The following is a 12,303-nucleotide window of genomic DNA, read 5'->3' on the forward strand; positions in this document are numbered from 1 at the left end:
CCCCACTGCCGTGGCGCGGCCGATCCGACAGGACGCCCGTGTCCACCAGCCCCCGCCCCACCCTCTTCGCCCTGCCCGGACTCGGGCTCGACGGCCGCGCCTTCGACGCGCTCGGCCGCGAGCTCGCCGACGTCGCGGACCTCGTCGCGCTCGACCTGCCCGGTGGATCCGGGACCTCGCTCGAGGAGATGACTGCCGCCACGATCCGCCGGATCCGCGAGCACGACGCCTCCCGCTGGCTGCTCCTCGGGCACAGCATGGGCGGGAAGATCGCCTCCCTCGTGGCCTCGCGCACGGTCACCGGCCGCTCGGGCCTGTTCGGGCTCGCGGGCGTCGTGCTCCTCGCCGGGTCGCCGCTCTCGCCCGAGCCGATGGAGGAGGCGCGCCGCTCGACCATGCTCGGCTGGGTCGACGACGGGCACCTCGACGAGGCGCAGGCGCGCGAGTTCGTCGACCAGAACGTCGGCTCGCCGCTGCCCGCCGACGCCGACGCGGAGGTGCTGGCCGAGCTGCGCCGCTACTCCCCCGAGGGCTGGCGCGACTGGCTCGAGCACGGCAGCCGCGAGGACCGCACCGGAGAGGCCGCCCTCGGGGCCGTGCCCGCGCTCCTGATCGCGGGCGGTGCGGACGGCGACCTCGGCGCCGACGCGCAGCGCCGCCTGAACGGCTCCCTCTACTCCCGTGCCCGGCTGCTCACGCTCGCCGGGGCGGGCCACCTGCTGCCGTTCGAGCGCCCGGTCGAGGTGGCGGCGGCGATCCGCCGGTTCTGGGAGGAGGAGGCCGGCACGGCGCCGTCGGTCCCGGCCGACGTCGGCGCGGCCATCGCCTCCGCCCGCACCTCCACGCGGGTGCGCGGGCTGCTGGCCGTGCGCGCGCTCGCCGACGACCCGGAGTACGCGCCCCGCGCCCTGACCGTCGCCCAGCTCGCGGAGCTGCGCGCGATCGCCGACCGGGTCGTCCCGCAGGAGGGCGGCCGGATCGACCTGGCCGCACGGGTGGACACGCAGCTCGCGAACGGCGAGGGCGACGGCTGGCGCAACGCCGACCTGCCGGCCGACCCGATCGCCTACGGTCTGGCGCTCGACACCCTCCGCGGCTTCGCCGGCCTCGGCCCCGCCGAGCAGGACGCGCGCCTCACCGCGATCGCCGACGGCTCCGCGGAGCTCGGCGACCGCTCGGCCGGCGGGCTCGGTGCCGAGCAGCTGACCGCCTGGTTCGAGGACTGCCGCGTCGACCTCGTCAGGCAGTGGCTGGCCCACCCCGCATCGATGGCGCGGATCGGCTACGACGGCTACGCCAGTGGCGGCGACACGCTGCCGCTCGTGACGGGCTTCCGCCTGCTCGGCGCCGACGACCGCGAGACCTGGGAACCGACGACGAGGAGTCACCGATGAACACGACCGGCATGCGCCGCTTCCCGCTCGACGAGACGGTCGACGCCGTCGTGATCGGCACCGGGGCAGGCGGAGCGCCCCTGCTCTCGGTGCTCGCCGCTCGAGGGCTGCGGGTCGTCGCCCTCGAGGCCGGGCCGCACTTAGATCCGCTCGGCCACACCGCCGACGAGACGGCGGCCGTCGAGATCAACTGGATGGAGGAGCGCCTCAGCGGAGGCGAGACTCCCACCGCCTTCGGGCAGAACAACAGCGGCCGCGGGGTCGGCGGCTCGACGCTGCACTGGGGAGCGTTCACGCCCCGCCCCGACCCGCGCGACCTGCGGCTCCGGAGCGACTCCGGCGTCGGCCGCGACTGGCCGATCGAGCACGCCGAGCTCACCGCGTACATCGAGAAGGTGGAGGCGACGATCGGAGTGGCGGGCCCGGCCGAGTACCCGTGGGACCCGTCGCGCCGCTACCTGCAGGGCCCGCTCGCGCGGAACGCCTCGGCCGACATGATGCTGCGCGGCTGCGCGGCGATCGGGATGCGCGCGACCGACGCGCCCGCCGCCGTGCTCAGCGGCCCGCGGGACGACGGCCGGCCCTCCTGCGTCAACTGCGGCCAGTGCCATCAGGGCTGCCGGACCGGCGCGAAGACGAGCATGGACGTGACCTACCTGCCGGAGGCGGTGCGGGCCGGTGCCGAGATCCGGGCCGACTCGTTCGTGCACGGCATCGAGCTGGACGCCGCGGGCCGCGTGTGCGCCGTGGTCTACACGAGCGGCGGAGTGGAGCACCGGCAGCGCTGCTCCGCCCTGTTCCTCTGCGCGGGCGGCGTCGAGACGCCCCGGCTCCTCCTGCACACCGGCATCGCGAACAGCAGCGGCCAGGTGGGCCGCAACTTCCTGGCGCACGGGGCGACCCAGGTCTGGGGCACCTTCGAGAACGAGATGCGCGGCTACCGCGGCTACCCCTCCTCGGTGATCACCGAGGACACCGTCCGCCCGGCCGACGCGGACTTCGCGGGCGGCTACCTGATCCAGAGTCTCGGAGTGATGCCGCTGACCTACGCGACGACGCTCGCCCGCGGCGCGGGACTCTGGGGCCGCGATCTGATGGACGCGCTCGACGGCTACCGCTTCGCGGCTGGCGTCGGGATCAATGCCGAGTGCCTGCCCGCCGACGGCAACCGGCTGGAGCTGACCGACGAGCTGGACGAGCACGGGGTGCCGAAGGCGCGCATCACGTTCTCGGCGGGCGCCAACGAGGAGGCGATCGACCGGCACGCGATCCGGACGATGACCGCGATCGTGGAGGCGGCCGGCGCGACGAGCACGCGGGTGATGGCGCGCACGGCGCACACTCTCGGCACCGTGCGGATGGGCACCGACGCGGGCGACGCCGTGATCGACGCGGACGGCCGCAGCTTCGACGTGCCGAACCTCTGGGTGTGCGACAACTCGGTGTTCCCGAGCGCGCTGATCGCGAACCCGGCGCTCGCGACGATGGCGCTCTCGCTGCGGACGGCGGACCGCTTCCTGGCGGCGTAGCGTCGCGGCTGCGGGGCGGCTGCGGGGCGGCCGCGGGGCGGGACGACGGGCGAGGTGCTCCTCCGCGTCGCCGACTGACCGCGCGGGCGTGCCCGGACTGCGCGCCCGGACTGCGCACCCCGCCGGATCAGCCGTGGGGCCGTGCGGGGCGCCAGCGCAGTCGCGAGACGCGCTGACCGAACGGCGGGCCGTCGCGATGGCGTGTTACGGCGGTACGGCGCGCGCTGAGCCGCCGAGGTGCTGAGGTGCTGAGTGCTGAGTGCTGAGGTGCTGAGTGCTGAGGTGCTGCATCGTGGTGGCCGAACGGCGGCAGGGCGCAAGGCGGCGGCACGGCCCTGGTGTCGGCACGGCGTCAGGCGACGGTGCGGCCCCGGTGGCGGTCCGCGCCTCAGCGGCAGTGGTGCGGCGGTGGTGCGACGGTGCGGCCGCGTGAACCCGAGCGAAGGCGCAGATCCGAGCGTCAGCGGCGCGGCGGGAGGTCGCTGAGCACTCGCCTCCGAGCGACAGCACGGCCCGATCACCAGTGCGAACCCGCGCAATGCGCCGAACCCGCCCGACAGCCGATTCCCTCAGGGGTGCACGGCAGCACGTCAGCACGGCAGCACGGCAGCACCGCAGCACGGCAGCGTGTCAGCACGGCAGCGTGTCAGAACGGCGGCGGCCGGTCCTCGAACCTCGGGGTCGCGGGTGGGTCTGGACGGAGCCGTGCCTCGAGGCCCGGCGGGCGCGTGGTGATGCGGCGGCCAGTGGGGGTGGTCCAGTCGGCGGTGCCGTCGGGGTGGAGGACGTAGGTCCAGCGGTCGCCGTGCCGCACGTGGTGATGGGCGACGCAGAGGCTGGCGAGGTTGGCGGGGTCGGTGCCGCCGCCGTTTCGCCACTCGACGACGTGGTCGGCCTCGGCGCCCGCGGCGGAGCGGGTGCAGCCGGGGAAGCGGCAGGTCACGTCGCGGAGCTGGAGGAGGAGCCGCAGCTCGCGGTGCGGCAGTCGGCGTGTGCGCCCGACCGAGAGGACGGCGCCCGTCCGGGGCTCGGTCAGCACGCGGGTGACGGTCGCGGGGACGAGGCTCCGGGCGACGTCCGCCGGGATCGGGCCGTAGCCGTCGAGCTCGGCGGAGGCGTCGTCGGCGCCGGACGCGGTGCTCGCCGACAGGGTGACCCGCACCTCGGCGCGCACGCCGGTGACGAGGGTCGGAACGGGCCGATCGGCACCGACCGAGTCGGGCACCGTGCCGATGACGTCCGCATCGCAGAGGAGGTCGGCGAGAGCGTCGGCTCTCAGCTGGGCGAGGGTCCGCTCGTCGCCCGCTCGGGAGATCGCATCGACGGCGCCCGCCCCGGTGGTTCCGGCGGGCTCCGCTCCGGTCGTCCCGCTGGACTCCGCTCCGCAGGAGCCCGCTCCCGCGGCGGCGAGCGGCGGCGTCCCCTCCGCCGCGTCGCGGAGGATCCGGGCGATCCGGTCGAGGCGGCTGTACGCCCCCACGGCGACCGGGGCGGGGAGGAGGGCGCAGAGCGTCGCCATGCCGTCGACCTCGGGGGTCAGCCAGACCGCGCGGTCCTCGCGGGCACGTCGGTGGCGCTCGGCGAGGGGCTGCTCGTGGAGCTCCTCCCGCAGTCGGGCCAGAGCGCGCCGCAGCTGGGTCGGCGTGGTGCGGGCCGCGAGCTCGGCCGCCCGCGTATCGAACGCAGCGCGGGAGCCCGGAGGCAGGGTGGCCGCGACGGCGCAGACGACCTGGCCCGCCTCCCACCGCAGGCGCGCCCCGGCGAGGGCGGCGCGGGTGGTCGGCAGGTCCTCGACGAGGAGGCGCGCGTGGTCGAGCTCGCGGGAGGCGACCCGCTCGGAGACTCCGAGGGCGACCGCGAACTCCGCGCGGATCGACCGCTCGGCGAGGTCGCTCGACGCGTGGGGCGCCGAGCCGCGGGCGAACGACTCCGGATGCTCGAGCGCGGCCCGGTGCCCGGCGTGCAGCTCCTCGGCCGCGGCCAGGAGCAGCGGGGACGCCGAGCGGGCCAGCGCCGCGGCTCGGTCGCCGCGAGCACGCGCCTCGCTGAGCACCGCCTCCGCTGCTGTCGACCTGCTGATCATCGTCATACGTGTATTCAATCAGCGACCACCGACACGGAAGCGACGGATCGTCACATCCGTGGAGAACCGGCGTGAGGCCCTCCTGTGGAGGGAGGGATCACCGCAGCCGACGCCGCACATCCCCGCCGTCCTCGGGGCGGCGCGCGCAGGACACCGGCGCAACACCCCGCCACACGCACCGCCACACGCCCCCCGCTCACGCGAACCGCACCGCCACACACGCCCCCGCTCACCCGAACCGCACCGCCACACGCACCCGCTCACCCGAACCGCACCGCCACACGCCCCCGCTCACCCGAACCGCACCGCCACACGCCCCCGCTCACGCGAACCGCACCGCCTCACGCACCCCCGCACGCCCGCAGCCTCACGCGAAACGCCCCGCCACCTCCGCCAGGCACTCCCGGAACACCCGCACGGCCGGCGACGCCAGCTGCGCCTCGCGCTGGGCGGTGAAGATCGTGCGGCGGGGCGTGCCGGGCAGCTCGAGGAGGCGGCAGTCCGGCGCCTCGCCCGCCCAGACCAGGTCGGGCATCAGGGCGACGGCGTGGCCGGAGGCGGCGAGGCGGATCTGCGCCTGCAGGTCGGCGGTCTCGAAGCGGACGTCCGGCTCGAAGCCCGCGACCCGGCAGGTCTGCTCGGCGAAGTGGCGGCTCGCGGTGCCGCGCGGCTCCATCACCCAGGCGGAGCCGCGGGCCGAGGCGAGGTCGACGACGGCGGAGTCGCGGCTCACGGCGAGGCGGATCGCGTCGGTCGTCAGGTCGCTGCGCACCAGTCCGGGCAGCCAGGAGGTCGAGTGGCCGGGGTACTGCTCGGCGACGACGAGGTCGAACTCCCGCGCCCACGACGTCTCGTGCAGCGCACCCTCGGGCTCGCGCTGCACCATCTCGACGCGCACCTCCGGGAAGCGGTCGGCGACGGCCCGGAGCGCACCCGGCATGAGCGCGAGCGCGGCCGACTGGAACACCGCGACGCGCACCCGCCCGGTCACCGACTCCCCCGAGGCCGCGAGCGCCGCCTCCGCCCGCTCGAGCAGGGCCATCACCTCGCCGGCCGCCTCGACCAGGATCTCGGCCTGGGGTGTGAGCTGCACGCGCCGGCCCGCCTTCCGCAGCAGCTCGACGCCGGCCTCGCGCTCGAGGACGGCGAGCTGCTGCGAGACGGCGGAGGGACTGTAGGCGAGGGCCTCGGCCGCGGCGGCGAGAGTGCCGCGGATGGCCACCTCGCGGAGCAGGACCAGGCGGCGGACATCGAGCACGGCGTCTCTCCGATCGTTCAGCTGAGCTGACCGGTACCGGTAAGAAACGGTCGCTTCTGCTCAACGGTAGCCGGTCGAATACTGAAGGCACCCACCTCAGAGCAGAAGGACCGCACCATGACGGATCTCGCCAGCCCCGCTCTCGCCACCGGCCCCGCCGCCGACGGCCCGTCCACCGATTCGATCGATCCCCGCCTGGTCGACGAGAGCGTCGCGCTGGTGCGGCGCTGGCTGCGCGAGGCGTCCGCGATCCCGATCGACGCCTCCGGGGCGCAGCTGGCGGGCGTGCTGAAGGACCCGGCCGGCCTGGACTTCACGGTCGGCTTCGTCGACGGCGTCGTCCGCCCCGAGGACACCCGCGTCGCGGCGGCGGCGCTGAAGGCGATCGCGGGCGGCGTGCCGTCCTTCCTCCCGGCTCCGATGCGCGGCGCGGTCGCCCTCGGCGGCGTCATGGCGCCGCTCCTCCCGGACGTCGTGGTGCCGATCGCGCGCCGGGTGCTGCGACGGATGGTCGGCCACCTGATCATCGACGCGACCGACTCGCGCCTGGGCCCGGCCATCGCCGCGATCCGCCGCGACGGCGTCCGGCTCAACATGAACCTGCTCGGCGAGGCCGTCCTCGGCCGCGAGGAGGCCCACCGCCGCCTGGAGGGGACGCACCGGCTCCTCGCCCGCGACGACGTCGACTACGTCTCGATCAAGGTCTCCTCGAGCACCGCCCCGCACAACCCGTGGGCCTTCGACGCCGCGGTCGACGACATCGTGGAGGAGCTGGCGCCGCTGTTCGCCCGGGCCGCCGCGTCCTCGCCGCAGAAGTTCATCAACCTCGACATGGAGGAGTACAAGGACCTCGACCTCACCATCGCGGTCTTCACCCGCATCCTCGACCGACCGGAGTTCCTCGGTCTCGAGGCCGGCATCGTGCTGCAGGCCTACCTGCCGGACGCGCTCTCGGCGATGATCCGCCTGCAGGAGTGGAGCGCCGCCCGCCGGGCCCGCGGTGGCGCCGGCATCAAGGTGCGCCTGGTCAAGGGCGCGAACCTGCCGATGGAGCAGGTCGAGGCCTCGGTCCACGGCTGGCCGCTGGCGACCTGGAGCAGCAAGCAGGACTCCGACACGAACTACAAGCGCGTCGTCGACTACGCGCTGCACCCGGAGCGGATCCGCAACGTGCGGGTCGGCGTCGCCGGGCACAACCTCTTCGACGTCGCGTACTCGTGGCTGCTCGCCGGCACCCGCGGCGTCCGCGAGGGGATCGAGTACGAGATGCTCCTCGGCATGGCACAGGGCCAGGCGGAGGCGGTGCGCCGCACGGTCGGCTCGCTCCTGCTCTACACGCCGGTCGTCGCGCCGGCCGAGTTCGACGTGGCGATCGCCTACCTGATCCGCCGGCTGGAGGAGGGCGCGTCGAGCCAGAACTTCATGTCGGCCGTCTTCGAGCTCGAGGCCGACCCGGCGCTCTTCGCGAGGGAGGAGGAGCGGTTCCGCGCCTCCGTCGCCGCCCTCGACGGGGCCGTCCCCCCGGCGCACCGCGTGCCCGACCGGTTCGCCGCGAGCGGCCGCCCGAGACCGGGCGACTTCCGCAGCACCCCCGACACCGACCCGTCCGTCGCCGCGAACCGCGAGTGGGCGCAGGCGATCCTCGCGCGCGTCCCCTCCTCCCGGGCCGGCGCCGACGCGATCGAGGCCGCCACGATCGGCACCCTCGACGAGCTGGAGTCGGTGCTCTCCGGCGCCCGCGGCAGCGGCTGGAGCGACGTCCCGGCCGAGGAGCGCGCCCGCATCCTGTACCGCGCGGGCGACGAGCTGGAGGCGCGCCGCGCCGAGCTGCTCGAGGTCATGGCGGCCGAGGGCGGCAAGACCCTCGACCAGGGCGACCCCGAGGTCTCGGAGGCCGTGGACTTCGCCCACTACTACGCCGAGCGCGCCCTCGAGCTCGACGCGGTCGACGGCGCCCGCTTCCACCCGGCCGCGCTGACCCTGGTCGCTCCGCCGTGGAACTTCCCGGTCGCGATCCCGGCCGGCGGCGTCCTCGCGGCGCTCGCGGCCGGCTCCGCCGTGGTGCTCAAGCCCGCCGGTCCGACCGCGCGCTGCGGCGCCGTGGTGGCGGAGGCGCTGTGGGCGGCGGGCGTGCCCCGCGAAGCCCTGCGCCTGCTCCGCCTGCCGGAGGAGGAGCTGGGGCGCGACCTGATCGCCTCCCCGCAGGTCGACCGGGTGATCCTCACCGGCGCCTACGAGACGGCGGAGCTGTTCCGCTCCTTCCGGAACGACCTCCCGCTGCTCGCCGAGACGAGCGGCAAGAACGCGATCGTGGTCACCCCCTCGGCCGACCTCGACCTGGCGGTGAAGGACGTGGTGGCGAGCGCCTTCGGGCACGCGGGCCAGAAGTGCTCCGCCGCCTCGCTCGTCGTGCTGGTGGGCTCCGTCGCGCGCTCGAAGCGGTTCCGCGCGCAGCTGCTCGACGCGGTCTCCTCCCTCACGGTCGGCTACCCGACCGATCCCGCGACGCGGATGGGGCCGGTGATCGAACCCGCCGAGGGCAAGCTGCTGCGCGGCCTGACCGAGCTCGGCGCCGGTGAGACCTGGCTGCTGCAGCCGCGGAGCCTCGACGACTCCGGACGCCTGTGGAGCCCCGGCGTCCGCGACGGCGTGCGCCGCGGGTCCGAGTTCCACCGCACCGAGTACTTCGGGCCGATCCTCGGGATCATGACGGCGGCGACCCTCGACGAGGCGATCGCGATCGTCAACGAGGTCGACTACGGGCTCACCTCGGGCCTGCACGCGCTCGACCCGGAGGAGATCGGCACTTGGCTCGACGGGATCGAGGCGGGCAACCTCTACGTGAACCGCGGGATCACCGGGGCGATCGTGCAGCGCCAGCCGTTCGGCGGCTGGAAGAAGTCGGCGGTCGGCCCGGGCACCAAGGCGGGCGGGCCGGACTACCTGCTCGGCCTGGGCTCGTGGACCGCGGCGTCGTCGGAGGCGACCGCTCCGGTCGTCGGACCGGCCGCCCGCCTGCTCGCCGCGTCCTGCGCGGAGCTCCCGGCGGAGGAGCACGCCGCGGTGGAGCGGACGGCGCGCAGCTGCGCGGCGGCGCGGGCCGCGAGCGCTCCTCGCGACGTGACGGGGCTGGAGGCGGAGCGCAACGTCTTCCGCCGCCTGCCCTACGACTCCGCCGTGCTGGTGCGTTTGGCCGCCGGGGAGCCGCTGGGCTCGCTCGTGCGGGTGGCCGTCGCGGCGGCGACCGCGCAGGCACGGGTGGTCGTCTCGAGCGCCGTGGCGCTGCCTCCGCAGCTCGCCGCCGGTCTCGACGAGGCGGCAGGCGCCGTCGTGGTCGAGGACGACGCGGCGTGGGAGGCGCGGGTGCGCGCGCACGGCGCCGGACGGGTGCGTCTGCTGGGCGCGTCCGCCGCGACGGTGACGGCCGTGACGGGCGGGCGCCCCGACCTCGCGGTCTACGCGGGCGCGGCGACCGAGGCGGGCCGGCTGGAGCTGCTGCCGTTCCTCCGCGAGCAGGCCGTGTCGATCACGGCCCACCGCTTCGGCACGCCGGACCATCTCACGGACGGGCTGCTCTGACCGGCGCGATCCGACCGGCGTGATCCGACCGCCCGCCGCGGGATCCCGCTCCGGTGAACCCGCTCCGGCGTGTCGACTACCGGAGCGGCGTCTCGCGGAGAGGGCGACGGAGGAACGACCGGGCGGAGAGGGGTCAGCCGCAGGCCGCACGTCAGTCCGCGTCAGCTCCGCGGCGGGTCCGCAGGGGTGGAGCGCGCGTCGTTGCTGGCGCGCGGGCCCTCCGGGAGGAGCGCGGCGCGTCCCACGCCCGATCGACGGCGGCGGCCGGGGTCAGCAGGATGTGCGCATGACCCGCCAGGAGAACGGCCGGCGCACCGCCGCGCCCGCCCGCGCGCCACGCCCGCGCACGCGCCCGACCGTCGGCTCCGCCTTCGACCCGCGGTCGAACAGCATCAACGCCCTGCGGCTCGGGCTGGCGGTCCTCGTCGTCGTGTCGCACTCCTTCCCCCTCGGCGGCTACGGCGACGACCCCGGGTTCGGCGGCTCCACCCTCGGCGCCTGGGCGGTCGGCGGGTTCTTCGCCACCTCCGGCTTCCTGATCACCGCGAGCCGGCTGCGCTCGCGATCCCTGGTCGACTTCCTCTGGCGGCGCTTCCTCCGCATCTATCCCGCCTTCCTCGTCTCGCTCCTGGTCGTGGCCTTCGTCACCGCACCGCTCGCGTCGCTCCTCCTCGGAGCCGGCGAGTACAGCGCGGCCGGGGCGGTGCGCTTCGTGGTCGCCAATGCGGCCCTCTACATCCGGGAGTACGGCATCGCGGGGATGCTCGGCTCCGTCCCCTACCCGGGCGCGTGGAACGGCTCGCTCTGGAGCCTGTTCTACGAGTTCGTCAGCTACGTCGTGATCGGCCTGCTCGTCTCCCTGGCGCCCGCGCGCTGGGTGCGCCCCCTCGTGGTCGCGGGATTCGCGGGCCTCACCCTCGTCGCGGCGGTGCTCGCGACGGACCTCGTCCCGTTCCCGGCACCCCTCAACCAGACGGTGACGCTCGTCGGGTACTTCCTCGCCGGCGCGCTCGTGCACCTGTACCGCGACCGCCTCCCCCTGACGGGCGCACTCACCGCCGTCGCGGCCGTGCTGCTCGTCCTCGTGATCGCGACCGGCCTCTACCGCGTGCTCGCCGGCCTCCCCCTCGCCTATCTGATGGTCGCGCTCGGCGCCCGGCTCCCCCTGCGTCGAGTGGGCGCGACCCACGACGTCTCCTACGGGATGTACATCTACGCGTTCCCCGTGCAGCAGCTGCTCTCGCTGGCGATCGTCGGAGCCGGAGCCGACGTGCCGCTCTGGGCCTACATCGCGCTCTCGGTCGCAGCGACGGTCCCCCTCGCGTGGGCGAGCTGGCTGCTGGTCGAGCGCCCCGCGATGCGGCTGAAGCGCCTCACCGCCCGGGCTCCCGTCGACGTCGAGGGCCACGTCCTGCGCTGAGAGCCCGGAGCCGCGAGCCCGGAGCCGAGAGCCCGCGGCCGAGAGCCGAGCCGAGAGCCCGGAGCCGCGACCCTGCAGCCGTCCTCGCACAACACGCCCGCCCGCAGCCGTCCACGCCCGGTCGCGCCCCCGGAGCCGCCCGCCCGCAGCCCCCGCCGGTACCCGCGAGCCCCGCGCAGCCGCCGGACTCCGACTCTCCGCGTCAGCCGTCCCAGCCGCCGGGGAGGTCGCGGACCACCCGCCAGCGCGGGTCGAGCTGCGTCGCCGCCCCTCCGTTCCACGCGCGGCTGTGGAACCACGGCGCGATCACGTCGGCGCCGCCGTGCACGTGGTCGCCGAGATGCGCGCCCCAGTACGAGAAGGTCGAGTTCGTCAGCACCAGGCGGCGGGACGCGGCCAGCAGGGCGAGCTGCTGCGGCACCGGCGTCCCCGCCCCCGGGAAGCGCACCTCGAGGCCCTCGAGGACGCGGGCCAGCTTCACCCGGCACCAGTCGAGGTCGTCCGACACGATCAGGACGCTGCGCACGGGCTCCCGCTCGCGGGCCAGGGCGAGCGCCGCGTCGACGTACTCGACCACGTCGAAGGAGTAGCGGCCGCGAAAGGCCGGGACGCTGTAGTAGTCGCCGCGCCGGATGTTCACGGTGAGGTCCGCCTCCGGTCGCGCCGCCGCCGCCAGAGCGGTGAAGGGGCCGCCGGGCGGGAGCAGCATCGTCGCGACGAAGTCCGCCAGCTCGTCCGCTGTGAACTCCACGCCGAGCTCCTGGTGGACGCTCCCGAGCTCGCGGGGGCTGAAGAACGACATCTCCGCCGGGGGCACCACGAGCTCCTCGAGGACCCGCGGGAAGACCTCCGCCCACTCCGCGGTCCTCCGCGTCGCGCGCACCGCGGTCGGCACCCCGCGGCTCCGACGGGCGTGGGCCTGCAGCCAGAAGTAGGCGAGGTTCCCGATCCCGAACGACTCGCCGGGCAGCAGCACCGTCGTGCCCTTTCGGCGGAGGGGCGCCAGCAGTGCCGAGCGGACGTCGCCGAGCGTCACCACC

At 75.3% G+C, this 12,303-nt stretch carries 7 protein-coding genes; 4 read left to right on the forward strand and 3 right to left on the reverse strand.

All coding sequences use genetic code 11. The annotated features are described in order from the left end of the window. Nucleotides 1-38 precede the first annotated feature (38 nt). Together C5C56_RS12345 and C5C56_RS12350 are read left to right on the forward strand one after the other, a co-directional pair. Nucleotides 39-1,394: an alpha/beta hydrolase gene (locus C5C56_RS12345; RefSeq protein ID WP_181137601.1), complete on the forward strand. Its 1,356-nt coding sequence runs from the start codon at nt 39-41 to the stop codon at nt 1,392-1,394. Next, the gene (locus C5C56_RS12350; RefSeq protein WP_104292931.1) at nt 1,391-2,923 is read left to right on the forward strand and encodes a GMC family oxidoreductase; all 1,533 of its coding nucleotides are present in this window, start codon (nt 1,391-1,393) and stop codon (nt 2,921-2,923) included. Before C5C56_RS12345 ends, C5C56_RS12350 begins: the two co-directional genes overlap by 4 nt. A gap of 646 nt (nt 2,924-3,569) precedes the next feature. On the opposite strand, the gene C5C56_RS12355 is transcribed toward C5C56_RS12350, so the two are convergent. Both C5C56_RS12355 and C5C56_RS12360 read right to left on the reverse strand, forming a co-directional pair. Beyond that, complete coding sequence (locus tag C5C56_RS12355; protein ID WP_181135052.1) at nt 3,570-5,006, reverse strand: HNH endonuclease signature motif containing protein; 1,437 nt, start codon at nt 5,004-5,006, stop codon at nt 3,570-3,572. A gap of 367 nt (nt 5,007-5,373) precedes the next feature. Further along, complete coding sequence (locus C5C56_RS12360; RefSeq protein WP_104319701.1) at nt 5,374-6,264, reverse strand: LysR family transcriptional regulator; 891 nt, start codon at nt 6,262-6,264, stop codon at nt 5,374-5,376. A 117-nt stretch (nt 6,265-6,381) separates the two neighbouring features. Here C5C56_RS12360 and C5C56_RS12365 point away from each other — a divergent pair, with 117 nt between their 5' ends. Continuing rightward, nucleotides 6,382-9,843, forward strand: coding sequence for a bifunctional proline dehydrogenase/L-glutamate gamma-semialdehyde dehydrogenase (locus tag C5C56_RS12365; protein WP_104319702.1), 3,462 nt, complete (start codon nt 6,382-6,384; stop codon nt 9,841-9,843). Between the two features lie 286 nt (nt 9,844-10,129). Then, nucleotides 10,130-11,263 carry an acyltransferase gene (locus tag C5C56_RS12370; RefSeq protein ID WP_104319703.1) on the forward strand — a complete coding sequence of 378 codons (1,134 nt, stop codon included), beginning with the start codon at nt 10,130-10,132 and terminating at the stop codon, nt 11,261-11,263. Between the two features lie 202 nt (nt 11,264-11,465). Here C5C56_RS12370 and C5C56_RS12375 read toward each other — a convergent pair whose 3' ends face one another. Then, on the reverse strand, nt 11,466-12,302 hold the full coding sequence (locus tag C5C56_RS12375) for an alpha-1,2-fucosyltransferase (RefSeq protein ID WP_104319704.1): 837 nt from the start codon (nt 12,300-12,302) through the stop codon (nt 11,466-11,468). Nucleotide 12,303 lies beyond the last annotated feature (1 nt).

It is taken from the genome of Rathayibacter sp. AY1D1, assembly GCF_002932635.1.
Lineage (GTDB): Bacteria > Actinomycetota > Actinomycetes > Actinomycetales > Microbacteriaceae > Rathayibacter.